Here is a 24,936-nt window from a genome sequence, read left to right on the forward strand (position 1 = left end):
AACGTTGCATCGTCACCACTGCCCGAGGTCGGTGAGTGACCGGGCGATGGCCTCGGCGGTCGGTCCTTCGAGGTGGCCTGCCAGGCGGCCGTCGGCGAGGAACAAGACGCGGTCGGCTTGTGCCGCCGCGACCGGATCGTGGGTGACCATCACCACCGTCTGTCCCAGTTGGGTCGACGCTCCGCGCAAGAGCCCGAGGATCTGATGACCGGTCCGGCTGTCGAGCGCTCCGGTGGGTTCGTCGGCGAAAATGACGCGCGGTCGGGTGATGAGTGCACGCGCGATGGCGACCCGCTGTTGCTGCCCGCCGGAGAGTTCGGCTGGACGACGTCGGCTCATCTTCGCCAGCCCCACCGACGCCAGTGCGTGCTCGACGCGCGCGCGATCGGCGGTCCGGCCGGCCAGCAAGAGCGGCAATGTCACGTTCTGCTCCACGGTCAGCGACGACAGCAGGTTGTAGGCCTGGAATACAAAGCCGATGTGGTCGCGTCGGAATGTGGTGCGCGCCTTCTGCTTCAGGGCGCTGATCTCGGTGTCTCCCAGCCAGATCGAACCAGTGGTGGGTTGGTCGAGTCCGGCAGCACAGTGCAGGAACGTGCTCTTGCCTGAGCCGGACGGGCCCATGATCGCGGTGAATCCCTGCGGCGGCAACGTGAGACTGACGGAGTCCAGTGCGGTGACCTGGCTGCGGCCTGATGAATAGCTTTTGGTGACGTTGTCCAGGCGCAGCGCGGGTGTCGGCGACAACGATTTCAGGGGTTGAACGGGTGCTGTTGAAGTCATGTCAGCAACGCTATGAATCGGCGAGCCGTCGGACCATCCCGCTGGCCACCCAACCAATGGTGTAGCCCGCTATACCGTTTTCGCGCGGTGGTTACGGCATCCTGGAGCGATGAGTCGAAGCGAACAGGCCGCGAAGTGGTGGCGGGCATGTCGTTTCTTGATGGTCGAGGGCGCCGCGGCGCTGGTGTCGTTCGTGTTCGTGTTCGGCGCACTGATCATCGCGCCGTTGCTGATCCTCTTCGTCGGATGGCTGCTGGTACCCGCTTACGTGCGGGTGCTGCGTTTCTGGGCCGGGGAGGCCCGCCGTCGTACCGGGCGTTACACCGGCGTCGTGATTCCGGAGCGATACCCTCCGATGGAGGACCGCCTGGGATTCAGCGATCTACGAACCATGTTGTGGTCATCGCCGTTTCGCCGCGACCTGGCGTGGGTCACCGGCCACGCATTCGCTGCGCTCGTCGCAGGATTTGTTGCCGTGGTCCTGCCGCTGGCGGCGATCAACTCGATGTTGATACCGGCGTATTGGTGGGCGATGCCCGCAGACGAACCGGTGGGCAACATCTATCTGGTCACGTCGTGGCTCCTGGCCGCCACCATGCCGTTCATTGCGCTCGCCTATGCGGTGATCGCGTGGTGGCTGATCCCTGCGATGGCACGTGCCATCGCGGGCATGGCCACCAAACTTCTTGCACCCAGACGTGAAACCGAACTGACGCAACGGGTTACGGCACTGACCGAAAGCCGGGCCGCGGCACTCGATGCACACGCCGCCGAATTGCGGCGCATCGAACGCGATCTGCACGACGGTGCCCAGAATCGGTTGGTGGCGGTGGTGATGATGCTCGGTCTGGCCGAACGTTCGTTGCGTGTCGACCCCGAACAAGCTCTGCCGCAACTGCTTCGGGCGCAAGACGCCGCATCCGATGCACTGTCGGAGCTGCGGACCCTGGTGCACGACATTTATCCGCCGATCCTCGACGAGCTCGGCCTCGAAGGAGCAGTCGCAGCTCTTGCCGGGCGCTCCTCCATCACCTGCGTCCTGGATGTGCGGAATTTGATGCGTGCACCAGCCGCTGTGGAAGCTGCCGCCTACTTCGTGGTGGCCGAAGCGCTGACCAACGTGGCCAAGCACAGCGGCGCGGAGACCGTGTACCTGACCATCAGTACTCGCGGCGACGAGAACGGGAACACGATGGTCATCACCGTTGTCGACGACGGTCGCGGCGGGGCCGAGGAGACCGCGGGTAGTGGGCTGTCGGGAATCCGCCGTCGGGTGGCAGCATTCGAGGGAACGATGACGTTGAACAGCCCTGCAGGCGGGCCGACAGAACTCGAAGTGGAGCTGCCATGCGGATTTTGATCGCCGAGGACGACTCCCTGCTGCGGGAGGGGCTCGCGCTGCTGCTGCGTAGCGTCGGGATCGAGGTGACCGCCGCGGTCGCAGATGCCGAGCAGTTCCTCGAGTCGTTCGACGCGGACCCGCCCGACGGCGCAGTGCTCGACGTCCGGATGCCGCCGACGTTCACCAACGAGGGATTGAAGGCGGCCATCGAGGCACGCCGCCGGGTCCCCAACTTTCCCGTGCTGGTTCTGTCTGCCTACGTCGAGGACAGATACGCCGGAGAGCTGCTGGCGGGCAGTGCATCGGGGGTGGGCTACCTGCTCAAGGAGCGGGTCGGCAAAGTCGAAGAATTCGTCGACGCGCTCGAACGCGTGGTCGCGGGCGGAACGGTGATGGACCCGGAAGTGGTGTCGCAGTTGATGAGCCGTCGTCGGGCCGACGACCCGATCCGATCGCTCACACCTCGCGAATCGGAGGTGCTGCGGTTGATGGCCGAAGGCCTCGGTAACGCCGACATCGCTCGCAAGCTGGTGGTCAGCGACACCGCAGTGAGCAAACACATCGGCAACATCTTCGCCAAGCTCGGACTGACCACCTCTGATACGGGGCATCGGCGGGTGCTTGCGGTGCTGGCTCACCTGCGGTCATAGAGACGTTGACCGCGCCATCGGTCGATAAGTTAGGGTAACCATACTTACTGGCGCTCGAGAAGGTGGCTTTGGGATGTATGTGATGAATCGTCGGCAGATGTTGACGTTGACCTTGACCGCGGCAGCCGGCGTTGTGGTCGCCGGCTGTTCGTCGAGCAGCGACTCAACCGATTCGGACGTCGCCGTGTCCGCCGAGCCCGGCGCATTCCCGGTGACGATCGACCACGTCCACGGCTCGACGACCATCGAACAAGCACCCAAACGCATCGCGGTGGTGGGAATCGGCGACGCGGACGTGCTCTTGTCGCTGGGTGTCATTCCTGTGTTGGTGCCGGTGTGGACCGGATCCACCGATGACGGAATCGGGCGGTGGGCCGAGCCGCGGGTGGCTGGCGCAGATCCCGAAGCGTTGGAGAACGCGACCTCTGACTTCAGTATCTCCGCAGTGGCAGCGGCGCAACCCGATCTCATTGTGGCAGTGAACAATGCGATCGATGCATCGACCTACGGACAATTGTCCGGCATAGCTCCGACGGTGTTGCACGCGGCCGACCAGACCGACTGGGTGTTGCCGTGGCAAGACGTCACCAACCGGATCGGCGCCGCAGTCGGGCTGCCTGGGGCCGCCGCGCAGGCTGTCGAGGACACCCAGAACCTCATCGTCGAACGGCGAGAACAGAATCCGCAGTTCGTGGGCCGCACCGCCACTGTGGTCGCTCGATGGGCCGATGGCAACCTTCGTGCTTACAGCCCTTCATCGGCGCGTGCCCAGTTGCTGACGGGATTGGGGTTTGTGCCACCCGTCGGGATCGCCGACAAGTTCGGTGACAATCTCTACGTCGACATCTCGGCGGAGAACGTCTCGTTGCTCGAGTGCGACCTGCTGTTGTTCGACAACTGGGAGCGGGCGAGGGTTCAGATGGAGGCGTCGCCGCTGTTCATGGGACTGGATGTGGTGCGTTCGGGAGGGCTCGTCAAGCTGGATCCGATTGTCTCCGATGCGGTGTCGATGCCGAACCCGCTGACCATCCCGTTTGTTCTCGACGCCTTCGTCGATCAGATCAACGAGGCGCCGATCTGGACCTAGACGGCTATCGCTACCGGTCCGGCGTCAGGGTGACGCCGGTACCACAGCATGAGGCCGCCGACAGCGCCCGCGACCGCCGCCGTCACGGCGCACCACACCAGTGCCGTCGCGAGGTCGGTCTCTGATGTCAGGTCATACAGGCCCCCGACTCCGACGGAGGCGATCAGGCATCCGAGTCCGGCGATACTGTTGAGCATTCCGAAGTGCGCGCCCAGATTGTGTTCGCCCGCAAGGGATGCGACGGTGTCGCGCATCGGGGGCACCATCAGCATCTGGCCGATGTGGAGCAGGGCAACCCATCCGGCGACCGCGGCGAATTGCCATGCGGTGTTGTGGGTGAGCCCGTCTGCGGCGGCAGGCACAAGGAACGACACGGCCATCACCGAGAGTCCACCGATGACCGCCTCGCGATGGCCGATGCGATGGACAAGCCGAACCACCGGTCGTTGCCACAGGATGACCATCAACGCAGCGCCGGCATAGAACCAGCCCAATGCGCTCTGGTTGCCGGCGATGCTCTCTAGTTCGGCCGGCAGCATCAGATACAACAGGCTGTACGCCGACAGCTGCGCTGCGCACAGTGCGGCGTAGGCAAGAAACACCCTGTGCGACAACACTGAACGCCACACCGCCCAGATCCGGCGGTCGGCTGGGGTGACCGATCCCGGCAACATTGCCGACGTGGTCACAGTTGCGGGGAACCACCGAAAGAACGCAATCCACAGTGCGGCGAAGAGCGCCGCGGCCGAGCACGTTGTCCACGCGAATGGCACGCCGAGCAAGGCTGCGCCCAGGAGCGGGCCGAGAACGGTTCCGGTGCGGCTACACATCTGTTCGAGGCCGAACAGTTCTGTGCGGCGCATGATGTTCTGCCGCTCCAGCAGCGCGCCATAGCTGGCATTGGCCGCTTCTACCGCGGGCGCGAACAGGGCGGCCGCCAACCCGATGAGCAGCACGCCGACAACAACTCCGACGAGGGATTCGGCGAAACCGACGGCGATGAACCCGACGATTCGTACTGCGATTCCGATGAGGACGATCCGCCTGACACCGAACCGGTCGGCAAGGCTGCCACCGACGAAGAACATCCCCTGCTGGGAAGCCATACGCAGACCGAGAACCAGTCCGACGATCCATGCCGCAAAGCCGAGGCCCTCAGAAAGGTGGACGGCCAGAAAGGGCACCACGAGATAAAAGCCGATGTTGAACAGGACCATTGATGCCAACATCAAACGCACGGGACCTGGCAGAGCAGCAATTCGCGTCAGGCCCGCCGGCACGCCGATCACCAATGCACCCGTATCTCGCTTCCGATGACGCCATTGCAGCGGCGCGCGTCAGCGTTGGGCGGCGCGCGCTGCACTCATCCTGCCAGTCGGCCCCATACCCTTGTGGTCAGGGGCTGTCTACGGCATCGGGGTGCCACGCGGGGTGCGTTTGATGAGCGGAAACGTTGTGGTGCAACGAATTGACGCATTGTCGCAGGTGGTGCGCTCTTCCGAACAATCCCGGCCGCGTGCAGCGTTCGCTACACACGGCCAGGATCAATTGGTCAACGACGAACTGACCGGAACCGAAGATCGGTCTAAGCGTCGCTACCGGTGACGATGACCTCCGCGAAATCCCACAGTGCATTGTCGATGGATTCGATGAAGTAAAAAATTGCAGACAGCATTATGGTCCTTCCCGACCCTGATTTGTTTGTTGCCCTGTGATGCAATGAAACGAGATTGATATCCCTGTTTCATGAATATCACGAGTGTGTCGGCTATCACAAGGGCTTGGGTAATTCACCGCGAAGTGGACGACTTTCGCACGATGACTTTCATCTCCCGGCCAGGTCTGTCTCAGCATGGGAAGCAATTTTTCTGCGGTCTGGCCGGTTGTTCACGCTGAGCGCGAGCGTCTGGTGAAAGATCTGAGCGACATACCTGCCGATGCTTGGGCGACGCCATCACTGTGCCCGGGTTGGGATGTGCACGACGTTCTGGCCCACCTGATCGACGGGGCGCTGACCACCCGTCTCGGATTCGTGCGTCGGATGATGGCCAACCGGTTCGACTTCGATCGCGACAACTCGGCCGGAATAGCCCGGCAAAAGCGTGCTGATCCCGGACAGACGATCGAAGCGTTGGTCGAGGTGATCACATCGACGAGGACGCCGCCGGCCAACTCGTCGACGAGGTTCGCCGAGATCTTTGTCCACGGCGAGGACATCCGGCGCCCGTTGGGCATCGATGCGGACTATCCGGTGGATCCTGTGGTCGAGGCGCTCAGATATCAGGCGAAAACCGCGGTCGGGTTCGGTGGGGGACGAGAACGGGTGGTCGGGCTGCGTCTGACCGCCACCGACTCGGACGTCGTGCTCGGGGGTGCTGACGCCGATGAGGTGCGTGGCCCGGCGATCGATCTGCTCCTGGCGGTGTCGGGTCGTCCGGTTCCGCCCGGCGCGTTGGTGGGGCCGGGCGCGGCGAAACTCGCGACGGCCGCGTAAGTCGGCCCCGACAAAGATCGGCACAAAATCTTCTAGTTGAGCGGAACAGACTCAACTCTTGGTGCGTTACACCTTCTGAACGGGCACACTAGGAGCCCGTACCTGCTTGTTATTACCGAAGGAAGGTGCACGAGTGGACAGTTTCAACCCCACCACCAAGACGCAGGCCGCATTGTCGGCCGCGGTGCAGGCGGCAGCCGCCGCAGGCAACCCCGATGTCCGACCGGCACACGTGCTCGTCGCGCTGCTCGATCAGTCCGACGGGATCGCTGCGCCGCTGCTCAAGGCGGTCGGCGTTGATCCCGCTCAGGCGCGCACTGCCGCCCAACAGCTGGTCGACCGACTGCCGACGGCATCCGGCGCCAGTTCAACCCCACAACTCAGTCGCGAGTCGATCGCGGCGGTCTCGGCGGCCCAGCAGCTCGCCGGCGAATTGAGCGATGAGTACGTCTCCACCGAACACCTGGTTGTCGGGCTGGCGACCGGCGACTCCGACGTCGCGAAGTTGCTCGCCAACCTGGGCGCCACTCCGCAGTCGTTGCGTGATGCGTTCGTGGCCGTGCGCGGCAACGCCCGCGTCACCACCGCCGATCCGGAAGGCACGTACCAGGCGCTGGAGAAGTACTCCACCGACCTGACCGCCGCCGCACGCGAAGGCAAGCTCGATCCGGTCATCGGCCGCGACACCGAGATCCGTCGTGTGGTGCAGGTCCTCAGTCGCCGTACCAAGAACAACCCTGTTCTGATCGGCGAGCCCGGCGTGGGTAAGACCGCCATCGTCGAGGGACTCGCCCAGCGCATCATCGCCGGCGACGTCCCCGAGAGCCTGCGCGGCAAAACCGTTGTCTCCCTGGACATGGGGTCGATGGTCGCCGGTGCGAAGTATCGCGGCGAGTTCGAAGAGCGGCTGAAGGCCGTTCTGGAAGAGATCAAAGGTTCTGCGGGCCAGGTCATCACCTTCATCGATGAGCTGCACACCATCGTCGGCGCCGGTGCCACCGGCGAGGGCGCCATGGACGCGGGCAACATGATCAAGCCGATGCTGGCACGCGGTGAACTGCGGCTCGTGGGCGCAACCACGCTGAGCGAATACCGCCAGTACATCGAGAAGGACGCCGCTCTCGAACGCCGGTTCCAGCAGGTGTACGTGGGAGAACCCTCGGTCGAAGACGCCATCGGTATCTTGCGTGGGCTCAAAGAGCGCTACGAGGTGCACCACGGTGTCCGGATCACGGACTCCGCACTTGTTGCCGCCGCCACCCTGAGCGACCGATACATCACCGCAAGGTTCCTGCCCGACAAGGCAATCGACCTCGTGGACGAAGCGGCATCGCGTCTGCGGATGGAGATCGACTCCCGTCCGGTCGAGATCGACGAAGTCGAGCGTGTGGTCCGTCGACTCGAGGTCGAGGAGGTCGCGCTCGCCAAGGAAACCGATGAGGCTTCCAAGGTGCGCCTGGACAAGCTGCGCCAGGAACTCGCCGATCACCGCGAAAAGCTGAACGAACTCTCCGCGCGTTGGCAGGGCGAAAAGCAGGCGATCGACGCGGTGCGAGATCTCAAGGAACGTTTGGAGCACCTCCGTGGTGAGTCCGAGCGCGCCGAGCGAGACGGAGATCTGGGACGTGCAGCAGAGCTGCGATACGGCCAGATTCCCGTCCTGGAAAAGGAACTCGACGCGGCTGCCGCCAAGTCTGGTGCGGTCAACGGCGACGTGATGTTGCAGGAAGAGGTCGGGCCCGACGATGTGGCGCAGGTCGTCTCATCCTGGACAGGTATTCCGGCCGGCCGCATGCTCGAAGGCGAGACCGCCAAGTTGCTGCGGATGGAAGACGAACTCGGATCGCGGGTCGTCGGCCAGAAGCAGGCCATCGAAGCGGTGTCGGACGCGGTTCGTCGCGCGCGGGCCGGTGTGGCCGACCCGAACCGTCCGCTCGGATCGTTCCTGTTCCTCGGCCCCACGGGTGTCGGCAAGACCGAGCTCGCCAAGGCGCTGGCAGAGTTCCTGTTCGACGACGAACGTGCCATGGTGCGCATCGACATGAGCGAGTACGGCGAAAAGCACAGTGTCGCACGGCTCGTGGGTGCGCCTCCGGGATATGTCGGCTACGAGTCCGGCGGCCAGTTGACCGAAGCGGTTCGGCGTCGCCCGTACACGGTGGTGCTGTTCGACGAGGTCGAGAAGGCCCACCCCGACGTGTTCGACGTGCTGTTGCAGGTGCTCGACGAGGGACGGTTGACGGACGGTCAAGGCCGCACGGTCGACTTCCGGAACACCATCTTGGTCCTCACGTCGAACCTCGGTGCCGGCGGAAACAAGGACCAGGTCATGGCGGCGGTGCGCTCGGCGTTCAAGCCCGAGTTCATCAACCGGCTCGACGACGTGGTGGTGTTCGACTCGCTCACCGAGGAGCAGCTGGTGTCCATCGTCGACATCCAGTTGGGCCAGTTGCAGAAGCGGCTCGCGCAGCGTCGACTACATCTCGAGGTCTCGGACAACGCCAAGAAGTGGCTCGGCACACGCGGTTTCGATCCCCTGTACGGGGCCCGGCCACTGCGTCGACTGGTTCAGCAGGCCATCGGCGACCAGCTCGCGAGGGCGCTGCTCTCCGGCGACATCACCGACGGCGACGTAGTGCCCGTGAACACCAGCGCCGACGGCGAGACGTTGGTCCTGGGCTGATCCAATTCGCTCCACCTGTCTGCGTTCGCTCCGGTTGTAACCAGAGCGAACGGCAGCAGGTGGAGCGAATTGGTGTTTCTAGCGAACGAAGTCGACCTGCACCTCGGTGACCCACTGGCTCTGGTCATCTGACATCTCGAGGTAGATCTCCCGGCCCTGACCGGTCAGTCTGTAACCCTGCTCGCCGACCCACCGGTTGAGTGTCTGGTAGGTGCTGTCGATCTGATCCATCGACCCGAGGTGGATCATCGAGGCCACCTCGCCACCGGGGATGTCGAAGGTCTCCAGCCCGGCAACGGAGTCGGCGGCCACCGGGAAGGTAGCGTGCACCCACACCGCGTCGGGCGAGTGTTCCGGTGCCGGAGCGTAATACGCGATGCTCGGTCCGACGGGCGTCTGCCCGGCGGCGCCCAGGGCTTCGATGATCCGTGGGTACAGCGGCTGGATCACCGGCCCGATGTCTTCACTGGTGACACTGTCGGCCAGGGCCCGAAGGCCGATGGTGGTGGCCGGTTCAACTGTCTTGGTGGTGATGTTGGGTTCTGACATGCTGTCCTCCGATTCGATGAGTCGAAGCCTCGCCTCCACCCGGGCGAGCCGGTGCTGATCCTGGCGGATCTGCGACTCGAGTTCGACCTGACGCAGCCGCAGCATCGCGCGCAGATCCGCGCCGGTCAGCTCGCCGTCGAGAATGCGGCGGACCTGCTCGAGTCGTAGACCGAGGTCCTTGAGCGCGACGATGCGGTTGAGCCGTTCCAGCTGGGACACCTCATAGAACCGGTATCCGCTGTGGGGGTCGATGACCTGCGGTGTGAGTAGGCCTATCGAGTCGTAGTGCCGCAACATCCGTACCGACACCCGGCCGAGTTTGGCGAAATCTCCGATGGTTTTCATGGCGGTCCCCACGTTGCAGGCTGACACGGTGTCAGGGTCAAGGGTGTCGCACAACAGGTTGTTCGGCTCACGCACGCTCCGGTGCGTCACGCGCCTGTTCGAACTTGCGCGAGACGCACGGAACGGTGCGCCGGGGCCGCCGACAGCAAAAACCGGGCCGCGCCCGCGAGGGCACGACCCGGTTCTCCGGCCGATGAAGATCAGGCGGCGACCACCGCGGCATTCTGGGTTTCGTCGCCGAGGGCGTGCCGATTCATGCGGATCATGAAGACGGTGACCGCAAGGGCCAGCGCCATGAACCCGGCTCCCCAGTAGAACGCCACGTCGTAGCTGTGGATGCTGGCCGAGATGAAGGCCTCTGGATCGACGGGAACCGGTTTTCCGTCTTCGCCGATCCTCGTTGCGCTGCCGGAATCGTTCGAGAACACCTGCGCCACAATGGTACTCAGTAGCGCAACGCCCACCGAACCGCCGACCTGCTGCGCAGTGTTCACCAGGGCGCTGGCGACGCCCGAGTCCTCGACGTCGATGCGGTGCAGCGCCACTGCCTGCATGGCCACGAACACCAGGCCCATGCCGAGCGCGATCAGGAGCTCACTGGGCAGGATGTGGGTGAGCCATGACGAGTCGGAGTCCAGCTGGGCGAGGTAGAGATAGCCCAGGACACCCGAGACGGTGCCGGCGATCATCAACGGCCGCGGACCGAACCGCGGCAGCAGGGAGCTGGCTGCTCCCGCTGACACGATCAGAGCGATCGGGAACGGAAGGAACAGGACCCCGGCCCGCAGCGGTGTCTCCCCGAGCGTGTTTTGGAAGTAGTAGCTGAGGAAGAGGAACATCGCGAACATCGCCGTCGGGATGATGAAGGCGACCAGGTAGGCGCCACCGCGGTTGAGCTCGCCAGGAATACGGAGCGGCAGCAGCGGATTGGACGTGCGCATCTCGATCGCCACGAACACGGCGAGCAACACCGCGCCGGCGACGAAGAAGAAGATGGTCGATGCTGCGCCCCAGCCGGATTCAGCTGCCTTGGTGAACGCGTAGACGATGCTGATCAGGCCCAGGGTCACCGTGATCGCGCCGGGGAGGTCATAGCCACCGGTTCGTTTGGTGGGGATGTCCCGGATCACCAGCCACAGTCCACCGATGGCCGCGATGATCGCGATCGGGGTGTTGACCAGCATGGTCCAGCGCCACGACAGGTACTCGGTGAGCGCGCCACCTGCGATGAGGCCGATTGCGGCGCCACCGCCCGACACCGCTGCGTAGACGGCAAAAGCGCGTGCACGTTCACGGTGTTCGGTGAATGTGACGGTGATCAGGGACAGGGCTGCGGGGGCGAGAATGGCTGCGAACACACCCTGCAGCGCGCGTCCGGCGAAGAAGGACATTGCGTCCCATGCGAATCCGGCCATGGCCGACGATGCGGCGAAACCGGCCAGGCCGATCAGGAACATCCGGCGGCGGCCCAGGTAGTCGGCCATCCGGCCACCCAGTAGCAGTAGACCGCCGAACATCAGGGTGTAGGCGGTGAGCGCCCACTGTCTGTTGGCATCGGAGATGTCGAGATCGACCTGCGCGTAGGGCAAGGCGATCGTGATGATGCTGGCGTCGAGCACCACCATCAGCTGGGCGAGGGCGATGATTCCCAGCGCCCACCATCGGCGCGAGTCGCCGGTCGACTTCGGTGCGGCCGCGCTGTCTTTCGCGAGCCCGCTGTCAGGTGAATCCTGTGAGATGACGGTGTCGGGTGAAGCCACGAGATCCTCATATCTGAAGAGGGGGTGATTGGGTCCTCGGCAATAGTGGCAGAGTCAGACATAAGTCGTCAAGCGACAAAATACGGACATTGCCAATTGGCGCGCTCCGCAGCATTTTCTGAGATGTCGAGTTATCATGTGGACGTGACACTCGCAGAAGCCGCAACTGGCCAGGTCAGAGCCGGTCTTCGGGAACGTAAGAAGGTGCAGACCCGTGATCGGCTGATCGCGGCTGCCCTGAAGTTGTGTGACGAACAAGGCTTCGAGGCCACCACGGTCGACCAGATCTCGGACGCTGCGGACATCTCGCCCCGCACGTTCAACCGGTACTTCGCGACCAAAGAGGACGTTGTGCTCGCGCCGGTCGAGGACATGATCGTGGCCATGACCGACTCCCTCGACGCGCAACCGCGGACCGGCAACGAGATCGAGGCGCTGATCAACGCGCAGGTGCAGATCCTCGGTGGACAGTGCCCCGTCGGCTCGGTGGACCTCTCCCGGTTCGAGACGATGAACCGGATCATCCAGAACGCGCCGGCGGTGAACGCACGTGGCATGGAACTCAGCGACAGAAAGTTCCGCAGCATCAGCGACAAGGTCGCCGAGCGCATGGAAGTGCCGGCCGACGACGCGCGGGTGCGTGTCATCGTCTCGGTGTACATGTCGCTCATGCACATCTCGCTCGACACCTGGCGGTGCGGGCAGGCCGGCTCGATAGCCGATTCGACCGTGGCGGCGGACACGCTCAAGGCCACGTACCAGACGTTCCGTGAGGTCGCCAAGAACCTCTGAACTCCCGGTCGATGCAGTTGTCCGGGCTCTGTGGTTGGTTGGAAGTGTGGGCACACAGCGATGGCGAGCCGAGCAGGTACTGGCGCTCGCTCCCGACCCGGGTTCGCAGGCGGCGGGCCGAAAACTCTCCGTACCCGCGCCGTGGTCGTCGCAGGGTTGCACCGACCAGGTGGTGTGGGGGCTGTGCCGGGGCAGCGGCCGAAATCCGTACCAGACGATCGTCGATCTGAGCGGTCCCGCCTACAAGTGCTCCTGCCCTTCGCGGAAGTTCCCCTGCAAACATGCGCTCGGGCTGATGTTGCTCTGGGCTGCGGGCGGTGTGCCCGAAGAACCGCAGGTTGCAGACTTTGCCAGAGCGTGGATCGACGAGCGGGTGGCGAAAGCCGCCGCGGCGCCGGCCCGTCCGGCCCGAGCGGAACCGAAAGATCCCGAACGTGCGGCCCGCACTGCACAGCAGCGAGAATTCCGCGTCGCCGGCGGCCTGGACGAATTCGAGATGTGGCTCGATGACCAGGTGCGCAGTGGCCTGGCCGGTGCGGAGGCCGATCCGTACCGGCGTTTCGACCCGGTGGCGGCGCGACTCGTCGATGCGCAGGCGCCTGGCCTGGCCCGTCGGGTGCGTGAGCTGCCCGCGATGGTGACGGGCACCCGCTGGCCCGAGCGGCTGCTCAGAGAACTGGCGATGCTTCGGCTGTTGGTGCAAGCACATCGATCTTTGCGTGATCTCGATCCGGCGATGGCCGCCAACGTACGCAGGCACGTCGGCTACCCGGTAGCCCGGGCCGACGTGTTGGCGAGCGCACCCGTGAGCGACACCTGGAAGATCGTGGCCGTCCGTGACCGGGATGATGAGCAGCTGGTCACCCGCCGGATCTGGTTGTGGGGCAGCGGCACCGGACGGCGCGCGGTGGTGTTGTCGTTCGCGCCCACCGCGGCCGGGCTCGACGGGCGGTTCCTGGCGGGCATGGTGTTCGACGGCCCGCTGTACTTCTATCCGGGGTCGCCGCCGCTGCGCGCGCTGGTTGCCGACGGCGACCTCGGGATGAGGCCGCCGGACCTGGCCGGCTCGGGGGTACCCCTCTTCGGGGACACCGTCTCGGCCGCACTCGCCGATCGGGCCGATGCGATAGCAAAAGACCCTTGGCTGCAGACGTTTCCGGTGGCCATTGTCGGGCGCCCGGCCGTCGCTGACGGCGTCAGGTTGCTCGTAGACGATGACGGCGCGTCGGTGAGCCTCGACACCTCCGACGACCGCTGGTACACCCTGCTGGCCATCTCCGGCGGCCACGCCGTGCAGGTCTTCGGCGAATTGGGGCCGGAAGGGCTTGATCCGATTGCAACCGAACCACTTTCGGTGCAGCAGATAGGTGCGGCGTGAACGCCTGGGACGAGTTGGTGTCCGCGGCCACGGTGGGGGTGGGTGGCAAGGCGCTCGAGATGACCGAGTTCGACCCGGCCATCGCCGAACCGGTGGGCCTGATCGACCGTAGAGACGCCGTGGCAGCGGTCTACTCGATCGCGGCACTCCACACGGTGGCCGTCCGGGCCGGGATGCCTGCCGGACCTCAGGTTGACGCGATGGCGCCCGCACCGGACGAGGACCGTCCGGTGATGAACGAGCGGCTTGCCGGACTGCTCGGTCAGGCACTCGATTCCGGTGAAGAGCTGGCCACCTGGGCCATCGAATCCATGGCCGCCCGCGACCTGCGAGTGCCGCCGGGGATGATTCCGGCACTGCTGCAACGCACTGCCAGACAGGTCCGCATCAGACCTGCAGTAGCGGTCTTGGTCGGTGAACGGGGACGGTGGCTCAGCGATGTCAGTGACATCCCCGGCACCCTCCCGGCCCGTGATCTCACTGCCGAGCGTGACGTCGATGTCGAGGAGGTGTGGTCTCTCGGAAGTACGCCGGCACGGGTGGAGGTGTTGCGTCGTTGGCGTACAACGGATTCGGCCGAAGCTTTGCGCCGGCTTCAGGAGACCTGGGCATCGGAGCCCGGTGACGTGAGGGCGGCGTTGCTGGGTGCGCTGGACGTCGGGCTGTCGCCCACCGACGAGGCATTTCTCGAGATGGCCCTCGACGACCGCAAGGGTTCGGTGCGGGCCGGTGCCGCCCGCCTGCTCACCAAGATTCCCAATTCCGTGTTGCAGAAACGGATGATCGACCGGGCCCGGGCTGTCCTGGTGGGTTCCGGTGGTGGCCGCCGGTGGCGTATCGCACTGGTGCTACCCGAGGGTGCCGACCAGGCCGCTCGCCGTGACGGCATCGATCCCACACCTCCGCGGGGAACAGGGGCAGGCGCATGGCTTGCCCGTCAGGTTCTCGAGAGAACGCCACTGGCTTTGTGGGAGGGCATCTTCGGTAAGACCCCGGCGTCATTGGTCGAGGCGGTCGCCGATGACGACGCCGACATCGTCCTCGGCGCGTGGAGTGCTGCCGCCGTCGCGCAACACAGCGCGACGTGGGCTCGGGCTCTGTACCGATGGAAAGGCGCTGAACCGGGCCTGGTCGGAGTGCTCGACGAGGCAGAGAGGGGTGAGGCGGCAGTGTGGTGGTTACGCAACCGACGCCCGCCCGGAGCAGTACTGCCGCACCTACCGGTGCCGTGGCCGGACGAGGTGGCCGCAACAGCTCTCAACCTCGTTCTCCGAGAAGCAATCACGGGTTCGGGAACACAACTCTGGCTTTGGCGTGGGCTGGTCGACCACCTGCGTACCGGCCTCCCCGTCGGGCCGGGCCACCGGTGGATCGAACAGATCGACGCGGTCACCGACCGGATGAAGGGCGGCTGGCCCCAGCTGCTCGAACCACTCAAGTGGGCGCTGATCCTGCGCGCCGCGATCACCGAGGAGATGAAGTGACAGACAACGATGCGTCCACGGTGAACACAGACATCCTGCGACCACATGCAGAGCAACTGTATGCGCACGAGCTGACGGCGCTCGCCGGCACCGACGACCGGCCCCGGCCACCTCACTGGAACTTGTCCCCAGCGGCGGTGGTGACCTATCTGCTGGGCGGCACACTCGACGACGGAACGACCATCTCTCCCAAGTACATCGGGCCCCGGCGCCTGGTCGAGGTGGCGGTCGCGACACTGGCGACCGACCGGGCGCTGCTGCTGCTCGGGGTACCCGGTACCGCCAAGACGTGGATGTCCGAGCACCTCACGGCCGCCATCAGCGGCCGTTCCACCCTGTTGATCCAGGGCACCGCCGGTACTCCGGAGGAAGCTATTCGCTACGGATGGAACTATGCCCGACTGCTGGCCGAGGGCCCGAGTGAGCAGGCACTGGTTCCGTCACCGATCATGACCGCGATGCGTGAAGGGAAGATCGCACGCATCGAGGAACTCACCCGCATCCCGTCCGATGTGCAGGATGCGCTCATCACGGTGTTGTCGGAGAAGTCGCTCCCGATACCCGAACTCGACACCGAAGTGCAAGCGGCCAAGGGTTTCTCGGTGATCGCCACCGCGAACAACCGAGACCGCGGTGTGAACGATCTGTCGTCGGCTCTTCGTCGTCGTTTCAACACGGTGGTCTTGCCGCTGCCGGCGACCGCCGACGAGGAGGTCGCGATCGTGACGCAGCGCGTCCAAGCCCTCGGGCAGACGCTGGAACTGCCGGAGATCCCGAGTGCTTCCGATGAGATCCGCCGGGTGGTCACGGTGTTCCGCGAACTGCGGTCGGGACTGACGGCTGACGGCCGGACCCGGGTGAAGCAGCCGTCCGGCACCTTGTCGACGGCCGAGGCGATCTCGGTGATCACGCACGGTGCGGTGATGTCGGCCCACTTCGGTGACGGTGTGCTCCGGCCCTCCGATACTGCCGCGGGCATCCTGGGCGCCGTGGTCAAGGATCCGGTCGCCGATGCGGTGGTGTGGACGGAGTACCTGGAAGCCGTTGTGCGCGAACGCAACGATTGGGCCGACTTCTACCGGGCGTGCCGAGAGGCCGGATCTTGACGGCGGTGTCCGAACTGAGTACCGGCACCACGCCACCGCAGGCGCTCGACACCGGGCGCCCCGAAGATGTTGGCCCGGGCACCTACGTGCTCGGGATACGGCACCACGGGCCGGGTTCGGCCCGCGGGGTCCTGGCCGAGTTGAGGCGCATCGACCCGGACATCGTGCTCATCGAAGGACCGGCTGATGCCGATCCTCTTGTGGGTTTCGTCGGGTCGGACGAGATGTCGCCGCCTGTTGCCATCCTCGCGTATGCGGCAACCAAACCTGCGGTCGCGGCATTCTGGCCCTTCGCCGCGTTCTCGCCCGAGTGGCAGGCCATGTGCTGGGCCGTCGACAATGCCCGGCCGGTCCGATTCTGCGACCTACCGGCTTCGATGGTGTTGGCCCACAGCGGTGGTGGTGGCCGGAGCGAGACCGAGCCGACGGACGATGACCTCACCCTCGACCTGGCCGAACCGGATGGTCTGGACGCGGCTGCCCCCGTACGGACCGATCCCATCGGAGTGCTCGCCGACGCGGCCGGGTACGACGATCCGGAACGATGGTGGGATGACGTCATCGAAACACGCTCAGATGGTGCGGGTTTTGATGCCATCGCCGAGGCCATGACCGCGTTGCGCGAGGAGCTTCCGCCGGTGGGCGATCTTGATGAACGACTGCACGAAGAACGACGCGAGGCACACATGCGTCAGGTGCTGCGCAAAGCGCTCAAAGAGCCAGGTGTGCAGAAGGTTGCGGTGATCTGCGGAGCGTGGCACGCCCCGGCGTTGATGGGGAAGTTGCCGCCCGCAACCGCGGATGCCAAAGTGCTCCGCGGCACTCCCAAGGTCCGGGTGAAACTGGCGTGGGTGCCGTGGACGCATTCGCGACTGGCGTTCGCCTCCGGCTACGGCGCAGGCGTGGTGTCGCCCGGCTGGTACCACCACCTGTTCACGCAGCATCAGGACGTGATCACCCGGTGGCTGGTCAAGGTCGCACACCTGCTGCGCGCCAAAGACATCGCGATCTCGTCTGCGCACATCATCGAGGCCGCCCGGCTCGCCGAGAGTCTGTCGACGCTGCGCCGGCGACCACTGCCGGGGCTTGCGGAGGTCAGCGAGGCGACCGAGGCGGTGATGTGCGACGGCGACGACACGGTGATGCGACTGATCACCGACGAGCTGGTGATCGGGGAGCAGTTGGGGTCCACGCCCACGGACGCCCCGACGGTACCTCTGGAGGCGGATCTGCGTGCTGTTGCCCGTTCGGCCCGGCTCAAGATCGAACCCATGGTGCGTGAGCTCGTGTTGGACCTACGCAGACCTCCTGATCTGGCGAAGTCGGTTCTGCTGCATCGGCTTGCAGCCCTGTCGATCGACTGGGGCGTACCGGAAGACGTGAGCGGTTCGGGCACCTTCAAGGAGGGCTGGCTCGTGGCGTGGAAGCCCGATTTTGCGGTGGACATCGTGGTCGCATCGGCGTGGGGAACAACGGTGGAGGCTGCCGCGACCAACAGGCTGATCGAGCGTGCGGTCAAGGCGTCCCGCTTGTCCGGGGTCACCGCTGTACTCGAACAGGCGCTTCTCGCCGACCTCCCGGGCGCGGTGAACCAGGTGCTGAACGCTTTACGAGACCGCGCTGCGCTCGACCGCGACGTGGAACATCTGATGAGCGCTTTGCCTGCCCTGTCGCGGGCCTTGCGCTACGGCGATGTGCGAGGAACCGACACCAGCGCCCTCGCCGAGGTCACCACATCGTTGCTGGTCCGGGTCTCTGCGGGACTACCCGCTGCGATCACCGGACTCGGCGCGGACGCTGCCGCCGAGTTCCGGACGTTGATCGATCAGGTGCACGAGGTGACTGCTCTGGTCGAACAGGGCGGGGTGGCCAGAGAAGAAGCCGCGAACTGGCGTGAGGTGCTCCGCGGCCTGGCCGATCGGCGGGATCTGCACGGTTCTCTGGTCGGTCGCATCGTCCGAATCCTGCTCGACTCCAGGGAGATCGACGGCGATGAGGCGGCAACGCGGTTGCATCGTGCGCTCTCGGTGGGCGCGGTGCCTGCGGACAAGGCTGCCTGGATCGACGGTTTCATCGGTGGGGGAGGCCTGCTGCTGGTGCACGATCGGTCGCTGCTGGCCGTCATCGACCACTGGCTGGCCGGACTACCCGACGAGCAGTTCACCGAGCTGGTTCCGTTGCTGCGGCGAACGTTCAGTGTGTTCGAGGCCGGAATCCGCCGTAACATCGCCGAGTCGGTGAAGGGTATCGGCGGAGGTGTGGTGCAGGTGGCGGCGCCGTCGTCGGTCGACCCGGAGCGTGCCGCGCCCGCTGTCGCCGTGGTCGCTGCGCTGCTCGGGCTGTCTGCTGAACAGTCCACGCCGACGGCGGCGAAGGAGGGCGCAGATGTCTCCTGATGAATCAGACCCGGCGGAAGACACCAGGCTCCGACGCTGGCGAATGGTGGTGGGCACTGCTGCGGATGAGCCGCTCGGGGCGCCCGATCCCGGACACATGCAGGGAATGGATCGATCGCTGGCCGCCCTCTATGAGTCGGACCGTTCGCGCAGGGGCGGCTTGGGCGGGTCCGCGCCGTCCGTGGCCCGCTGGCTCGGTGACATCCGAAAGTACTTCCCCTCGAACGTGGTTCAGGTGATGCAGCGGGACGCCGTCGAACGTCTGGGGATCACCAAACTGCTCGCCGAGCCGGAGCTGATGGACACCGTCGAGGCGAACATCGAGATGGTGAGCACACTGATCGGGCTCGGCAAGGCCATCCCGGAGACGTCGAGGGCATCGGCGCGCGCTCTGGTCCGCAAGGTGGTCGACGACGTCGAGCGCCGAGTGGCCGACCAGACGCGTGCGGCCGTCACCGGTGCGCTGAACCGGGCGGCAACCACGCATCGCCCGCGACCGGGTGACATCGACTGGAATCGCACGATCGCCAGGAATCTCAAGCACTATCAACCGGATTACCGAACGGTGATCCCCGAGCACCTGGTGGGGCATGGTCGGCGGGCCCAACATCTGGGTCGCGACGTCATCGTGGCCATCGACCAGTCGGCATCGATGGCCTCGTCGATTGTGTACGCGTCGATCTTCGGTTCGGTGCTGGCGTCGATGCGGTCGGTGAAGACGTCCCTGGTGCTGTTCGACACCGAAATCGTCGATCTCACAGACGAACTGGAAGACCCGGTGGACGTCTTGTTCGGTGCGACCCTCGGCGGTGGTACCGACATCAACCAGGCGATCGCCTACTGTCAGGGCCTGATCACCCGGCCTGCCGAGTCGATCTTTGTTCTCATCTCCGATCTCTACGAGGGTGGCCTCCGGGAGAAGATGCTGGCCCGGGTCGCTGCCATGACAGCGGCCGGGGTGCAGGTCATCGTGCTGCTGGCGCTGTCCGATGAGGGTGCGCCGGCGTTTGATCGGGACATCGCAACGGCTCTGTCCGCCATGGGGATACCGGCTTTTGCATGCACACCCGACGCGTTCCCGGAACTTCTTGCGGTGGCCATCGGCCGCGGCGACATCGCGGCCTGGGCGACGTCGAAGGAGCTCGCGGCGCGTGGGATGTGATCAGGCCGGGATCTTGTCCGCCGCCGCCCCGATGAGGTTCAAGGCGTAGGGAACGGAGTAGATCGTCGGTTCACTCAGTGCCGCCGCGTTGTTGTTGTTCACATACACCACCGCACCGCTCTTGACGGCCGTCCGATTCGACCAGCCCGGGAGCGATTCGAACGCCGCCGGATCGCCGCCCAGTGGCCAGAGTATGAGCAAGTCGGAGTTCAACAAATCGGTGCGTTCACGCGAGATCAGTACGCGTGTTTGGCCTTCGGCGACCTCTTTGACCTTGGGGTCTAGAACCATGCCCATCGACGACATCAGTTTGCTGACCGGATCGGTGTCATCGGCGACCACACCGACCTGACCTTCCTGGGTCAGCTGTCCGAACGAGAACGTCTTGCCCTGTGCTGCAGGATGATCCGTCTTGAAGTCGGCGACCTGGGATTCCACATCGTCCACCAGTGACTGGGCTTTGTCTTCTTTGCCGAAGATCCGGCCCGCCGTCAGTGTCACGTCTTGCCAGGAGTCCATGACCGCATCCTTGGCCATCACCGGAATGGTCGGGGCCACCTGGCTGATCCGCTTGTATTCGTCCTCGCTGCCGAGATAGCCGGCGAGGATGAGATCTGGCTCGAGGGCAGCGAGTTGAGGAACGCTGATGGATTCCGTGCCGAAATAGGTGATCACCTCGGCGTCGTTCTCCGGCGTCCACTCGAATCGGTTGTTCTCGCCGGCGTACCCCTCGGTCACGTACCGGGCTTTGATCGGTTCGTCGAGCGCGAGCAGGGAATCTGTCCAGCTGCCCGTCAACGTGACCACAGTCGTCGGGTCAGAATCGATTGTGGTGGAACCGAACTGGTGCTCGACAACCACCGGCTCGTAAGCCCCGTTGTCGGAGGATTCGTCGTCCGGGGAGCTGCAACCTGCCGCCAGAAGCGAGAAGGCAACCAGCACGCTGCCGATGATTTTTCCGTGATCGAACGCCCGGCGCATGCTTCACCCTTCACCAAATCCAACTTGAGTTAGGAGAGCCTAACCATGTGTCGGGTTGAAAGGCAACTACTTCTTGGATTCGGGGGCACCAGGTGCAGCGGCCTTCGCCGCATCGGGTGCGTCGTATCCGCGATCGCCGTGCCGCTTTTGCATCCACACGCCGATGGCCACGATGATGACCGCCGAGATGGTCGACAACGTGATGGCGTCGCGTTGATCGGAGTCGAACGCCATGAGTATCAGCACGGCGACGATGAATACGATGACCAGTCCGGTCAGGTACGGGAACAGCCACATCCTCACGGCGGGAACCTGATCGCGGGCTCGCATCGACTTACCGAGTACCAGCTGGCTCACCGCGATGGACAGGTACACGAACAGTGCGACTGCGCCGCTGGTGGCCAGCAGGTAGCCGAAGATCCTGTCGGGGAGGACGTAATTGCCGATGACTGCGAGGAACCCGAGCACCATCGACGCGAGTACCGACACCCACGGGACCCCGTTGGCCGTCAGCTTCTTGACCGCGGCGGGAGCCTCGTGCCGTTCGCCGAGCGAATACAGCATCCGTGATGCGGTGTACAACGCGGAGTTGAGGCACGATGCGACTGCCGTGAGCACCACGACGTCCATGATCTGCGCTGATGCGGGAATGCCTATTGCCTCGAGCACTGTTTGGTATGACCCGTCATCGAGCTGGTTGTAGGGCACAAGGGCCACCACCACGAAGATCGAACCGATGTAGAAGATGCTGATGCGCCAGATCACCGAGTTCACCGCGCGCGTGATGCCCTTTTCCGGGTCGGGTGATTCGGCCGCGGCGATGGTGACGATCTCGGTTCCCATGAAAGAGAACATCGTCACCAGCATGGCCGAGATGATCGCGGTGGATCCGTTCGGAAGGAAGCCGTCGGGCTCCCAGAGGTGGCTGACCCCGCTGGTCTCCGAACCCGGGAACAAGCCGAGTATCGCCACCACGCCGATCGCGATGAACGCAATGATGGCAACAACTTTGATCAAGGCGAACCAGAACTCGAACTCGCCGTAGTTCCCGACACTGATGAGGTTGGTGGCGGTGAGCAACAGTGTGACGGCGAGGGCCCAGATCCACTGTTCACCGCCGATGAGTTTGCTGAAGATCTCCGCAGCCGCGGTGGCCTCCACAGGAATCACCAGCACCCAGAACCACCAGTAGAGCCATCCGACAGAGAAGCCCGCCCAGCGCCCCAATGCGCGGTGCGAATACACCGAGAAGGAACCCGTGTTGGGGTTGGCGGTGGCCATCTCGCCGAGCATGCGCATCACCAGCACCACAAGCGTCCCGGCAAGCGCGTACGAGATGATGACTGCCGGCCCGGCCTTCTCGATCGCATTCGCTGATCCGACGAACAACCCGGCACCGATGACGCCGGCGATCGAGATCATCGTGATGTGTCTGGGTTTGAGGCTGGTGCCCAACGTCGCCGACGTGGCCGATCCGCCCGTGTTTTTCTCCGTGGTGCTCACGGCTGAGCGCCCGTGCAGACGTTGCCGGACCGCAGGATGACGCCGGGCGACGACACAGCAGGCAGTGGGGTTGTTGTCGGCATGATGATCTGCCCTCTCGTTGCGCTGCGAGAAACTTGTTGCGCAGACTACCCCTTCGCTTCCCGCGCAAACCGCCGGGCACCGGCCATCTGTTGTGGCTGATCATCCCTTTCGTTCCCGCCGGCCGGGTCGTCTGGCGGTAGGTTCGGCGGGAGGTCTGGCGGCCGCGACTGGCTCTGCCGCATCAACCGATGTTCGTGCTCTCTGAGCGGTTCGTCGCGTGCGGCGATGACCTCGGCCCATTCGGCATCAACGGTTTCGCCCACGTGGTTGGCCCGGTTGACCCGCGGGACTTGATCGGGATCAACACATGCCGGCGGGATCCAGGCGACCCGGCCCGTGTCGGCGCCTTCGGTGAGTATGACGGTCTGCCACTGGTCAGGGCCGTCGCCGATCATGGCGTGATGGGCGGGGCAGGCCGGCACCAACTCATCGACATTGGTGAGGCCACCCAGAATCCACGCATTCACGTGATGGATCTCGGCCCAGGTGACCGGTTGGCGACAGCCCGGGTGTGAACAGCCGCGGTAGGCAGCGAACAACGCCAACCGCTGGCCCTGCTGGGCAACGCGTTTCGCCCGCGCGAAGTACAGGACTTCGGCCGAGTGATGTGCGAATACAGCCAACGACTTGTCTGAGCGAGCGGCGAGTTCGAGAGCGTCTTTGACTGGGAGATCCACCCCCGACGCGGTGGTTGCGATGCCTGCCACGTCGTCGAGTTGCTGCTTAGTCATCGTGATGATCACCTGGGCCGGCAACCCACGATGGGACGTGCCCAGAAGTTTGTATTCCAGGACGGTGCGCAAGATCGCTTTGAACGCGTCGTGTTGGCGCTGGGCGGTGGTGCGGGTGTCGCGGTGGGCGGCCGACTCGATCAGTGCTTTGTGGTGGCCCGGATCGTCGACGGCTCCGGCCGGGGAATCGGGGTCATCAGGGTTGTTCATGCCTGGGGCAGCCCACACATCGAGGACGGTCTTGAACAGAGCCAGCGTCTGGGGATCGAGGGTGTCGGTGATCTTGGCCATCAGGTCAGTGCCCTGGTCGCCAACACTCAACCCGCGATTGCGTTTGCGGTCCTGCTCATCGGTCAGTGCGCCGTCGGGGTCGACCCGCGCCAGCACCTCGCGCCCACACTGGATCAGGTCAGTCGGATTCATCGTGCGCGCGTTCTCGACCATCCATGTATCGACAACGTCGAGTACCTCGGGCGAGGCTTTGCTGGGGATGTGTTTGCGCACATCGAGCATGACATCCATGTGCGCGAGACCAATTGTTCCCTCTGCCAGTGCTTTGCTGCTGCAGGGCACTTTGGCGGAAGAACCTCACCCTGCAGGGAGTGAAGGCGGGCGACGGCATCCAATGCCTTCAGCCGCGATGACGCATCGCCGCGGGTCACCCGCAACTCACTCATCACGAAGCGGTGCAACGTCGGGTGTCCGGCCTTGCGGAATGCACCCCGATCTGACACTTCGAGTAGCCGTTGTAAACCTTGAAAACCAAGGGCGCGAACAGCTTTCTCGTTCATTCGTGCCAGCTCGCACACCGACGCGTCGTCAAGATCCGACGAAGACGCACCCGCTATGTGGTCCAGGACAGAACTCAGGTCTCGATACAGGCTCACCAGCGCCGGCGTCACCGGCGGATCAAGAGAAGTGGTATCGGTCATCGGTTGGTCCCCCCCCGGGCCTCGATCAACTGGTTCCCAGGCTACCTCGATGCCGGGCCATTTGTCGAACACATGTTCGAGTGCCGACAATTGTGGGTGGCCTCGATAGCACGAATCATTCTGCCGCGGCACGGTATTCGCCAGCCAACCAACTGCCGTGCCTCTCATCGGGTACGCGATCATCGCCGACGTCATGTCGAGGTGTTGTCGACGTTGAAAGGCGTACCCCACCGGGTGCGTAGCATCTGCGGACAAGGGCTGACGACGAAGGGCATGTGATGACAACACCGTTTGGGCAGGCAGGAACCGCAAAATACGTGCAGCTGACCACGTTCCGTAAAGACGGGACGCCGGTGTCCTCGCCGTTGTGGGCGGCGCTCGACGGCGACAAGTTGTTGATGTGGACGGTGACCGATTCGTGGAAGGTGAAGCGGCTCCGTCGTAACCCGGCCGTTGTGGTCCAGGCGTGCGACGTGCGGGGTAAGCAGACGTATGGCGATCCCGTGTCCGGCACAGCCCAGATCCTCGATACGCCGGGCAGCGACCACGCCAGGGATGTGGTGCAGAAGAAGTACGGACTCCTCGGATGGGTCACGGTCAAGGGCAGCCTGCTGCGCAGGGGCAAGAAGGGCACCGTGGGGTTGGCGATCACCGCAGACAACTGACTGGCCCGAGTGTTCCCGTCGCCGCCAAA

At 64.7% G+C, this 24,936-nt stretch carries 19 protein-coding genes; 12 read left to right on the forward strand and 7 right to left on the reverse strand.

The genetic code is table 11. The features are described from left to right. Positions 1–12: 12 nt before the first annotated feature. Positions 13–783, reverse strand: coding sequence for an ABC transporter ATP-binding protein (locus KXR83_RS17480; RefSeq protein ID WP_437425904.1), 771 nt, complete (start codon positions 781–783; stop codon positions 13–15). 109 nt (positions 784–892) lie between these two features. Between KXR83_RS17480 and KXR83_RS17485 the strand changes: the two genes are divergently transcribed. The 3 genes from KXR83_RS17485 to KXR83_RS17495 all read left to right on the forward strand — a co-directional run bounded on the left by KXR83_RS17485 (position 893) and on the right by KXR83_RS17495 (position 3,862). Beyond that, the gene (locus KXR83_RS17485) at positions 893–2,143 is read left to right on the forward strand and encodes a sensor histidine kinase (RefSeq protein ID WP_437425905.1); all 1,251 of its coding nucleotides are present in this window, start codon (positions 893–895) and stop codon (positions 2,141–2,143) included. After that, complete coding sequence (locus tag KXR83_RS17490; protein ID WP_062797047.1) at positions 2,131–2,775, forward strand: response regulator transcription factor; 645 nt, start codon at positions 2,131–2,133, stop codon at positions 2,773–2,775. The genes KXR83_RS17485 and KXR83_RS17490 overlap by 13 nt, the downstream gene beginning before the upstream one ends. Positions 2,776–2,848: 73 nt before the next feature. After that, positions 2,849–3,862, forward strand: a complete 1,014-nt coding sequence (locus KXR83_RS17495) for an ABC transporter substrate-binding protein (protein WP_437425906.1) — start codon at positions 2,849–2,851, stop codon at positions 3,860–3,862. On the opposite strand, the gene KXR83_RS17500 is transcribed toward KXR83_RS17495, so the two are convergent. Continuing rightward, complete coding sequence (locus KXR83_RS17500) at positions 3,859–5,091, reverse strand: MFS transporter (protein WP_437425907.1); 1,233 nt, start codon at positions 5,089–5,091, stop codon at positions 3,859–3,861. The two genes, KXR83_RS17495 and KXR83_RS17500, sit on opposite strands and share 4 nt — an antisense overlap. A 623-nt stretch (positions 5,092–5,714) precedes the next feature. Between KXR83_RS17500 and KXR83_RS17505 the strand changes: the two genes are divergently transcribed. Continuing rightward, a complete protein-coding gene (locus KXR83_RS17505; protein ID WP_437425908.1) occupies positions 5,715–6,356 on the forward strand; it encodes a maleylpyruvate isomerase family mycothiol-dependent enzyme in 642 nt (213 codons plus the stop codon). 133 nt (positions 6,357–6,489) lie between these two features. Then, positions 6,490–9,039 (forward strand): ATP-dependent chaperone ClpB, encoded by a 2,550-nt coding sequence (gene clpB, locus KXR83_RS17510; protein ID WP_437425909.1) that lies wholly within the window; start codon positions 6,490–6,492, stop codon positions 9,037–9,039. Between the two features lie 78 nt (positions 9,040–9,117). Here clpB and KXR83_RS17515 read toward each other — a convergent pair whose 3' ends face one another. After that, the gene (locus KXR83_RS17515) at positions 9,118–9,933 is read right to left on the reverse strand and encodes a MerR family transcriptional regulator (protein WP_437425910.1); all 816 of its coding nucleotides are present in this window, start codon (positions 9,931–9,933) and stop codon (positions 9,118–9,120) included. 200 nt (positions 9,934–10,133) lie between these two features. Further along, a complete protein-coding gene (locus tag KXR83_RS17520; protein WP_317712141.1) occupies positions 10,134–11,693 on the reverse strand; it encodes an MFS transporter in 1,560 nt (519 codons plus the stop codon). A gap of 144 nt (positions 11,694–11,837) precedes the next feature. On the opposite strand from KXR83_RS17520, the gene KXR83_RS17525 reads away from it, so the two are divergent. Genes KXR83_RS17525 through KXR83_RS17550 form a run of 6 tightly spaced genes read left to right on the forward strand, consistent with a single transcriptional unit; the run spans position 11,838 to position 20,011 of the window. Next, positions 11,838–12,485 (forward strand): TetR family transcriptional regulator, encoded by a 648-nt coding sequence (locus KXR83_RS17525; RefSeq protein WP_317712140.1) that lies wholly within the window; start codon positions 11,838–11,840, stop codon positions 12,483–12,485. Between the two features lie 46 nt (positions 12,486–12,531). Further along, on the forward strand, positions 12,532–13,863 hold the full coding sequence (locus tag KXR83_RS17530) for an SWIM zinc finger family protein (RefSeq protein ID WP_437425911.1): 1,332 nt from the start codon (positions 12,532–12,534) through the stop codon (positions 13,861–13,863). Beyond that, positions 13,860–15,347, forward strand: a complete 1,488-nt coding sequence (locus KXR83_RS17535) for a DUF5691 domain-containing protein (protein ID WP_437425912.1) — start codon at positions 13,860–13,862, stop codon at positions 15,345–15,347. The genes KXR83_RS17530 and KXR83_RS17535 overlap by 4 nt, the downstream gene beginning before the upstream one ends. Beyond that, positions 15,344–16,453, forward strand: a complete 1,110-nt coding sequence (locus KXR83_RS17540; RefSeq protein ID WP_437425913.1) for an ATP-binding protein — start codon at positions 15,344–15,346, stop codon at positions 16,451–16,453. Before KXR83_RS17535 ends, KXR83_RS17540 begins: the two co-directional genes overlap by 4 nt. A 5-nt stretch (positions 16,454–16,458) precedes the next feature. Continuing rightward, on the forward strand, positions 16,459–18,849 hold the full coding sequence (locus KXR83_RS17545; protein WP_437425914.1) for a DUF5682 family protein: 2,391 nt from the start codon (positions 16,459–16,461) through the stop codon (positions 18,847–18,849). Further along, a complete protein-coding gene (locus KXR83_RS17550) occupies positions 18,839–20,011 on the forward strand; it encodes a VWA domain-containing protein (protein ID WP_437425915.1) in 1,173 nt (390 codons plus the stop codon). The genes KXR83_RS17545 and KXR83_RS17550 overlap by 11 nt, the downstream gene beginning before the upstream one ends. On the opposite strand, the gene KXR83_RS17555 is transcribed toward KXR83_RS17550, so the two are convergent. The 3 genes from KXR83_RS17555 to KXR83_RS17565 all read right to left on the reverse strand — a co-directional run bounded on the left by KXR83_RS17555 (position 20,012) and on the right by KXR83_RS17565 (position 23,883). After that, on the reverse strand, positions 20,012–20,992 hold the full coding sequence (locus KXR83_RS17555) for an ABC transporter substrate-binding protein (protein WP_437425916.1): 981 nt from the start codon (positions 20,990–20,992) through the stop codon (positions 20,012–20,014). Positions 20,993–21,058: 66 nt separating this feature from the next. Next, positions 21,059–22,414: an amino acid permease gene (locus tag KXR83_RS17560; RefSeq protein ID WP_437426109.1), complete on the reverse strand. Its 1,356-nt coding sequence runs from the start codon at positions 22,412–22,414 to the stop codon at positions 21,059–21,061. Positions 22,415–22,623: 209 nt separating this feature from the next. Continuing rightward, positions 22,624–23,883, reverse strand: coding sequence for a DUF222 domain-containing protein (locus tag KXR83_RS17565; protein WP_437425917.1), 1,260 nt, complete (start codon positions 23,881–23,883; stop codon positions 22,624–22,626). A gap of 637 nt (positions 23,884–24,520) precedes the next feature. Between KXR83_RS17565 and KXR83_RS17570 the strand changes: the two genes are divergently transcribed. Beyond that, positions 24,521–24,907 carry a PPOX class F420-dependent oxidoreductase gene (locus KXR83_RS17570; protein WP_437425918.1) on the forward strand — a complete coding sequence of 129 codons (387 nt, stop codon included), beginning with the start codon at positions 24,521–24,523 and terminating at the stop codon, positions 24,905–24,907. Positions 24,908–24,936: the final 29 nt, after the last annotated feature.

The organism is Williamsia muralis (assembly GCF_051487485.1).
Classification (GTDB): Bacteria; Actinomycetota; Actinomycetes; order Mycobacteriales; family Mycobacteriaceae; genus Williamsia; species Williamsia muralis_B.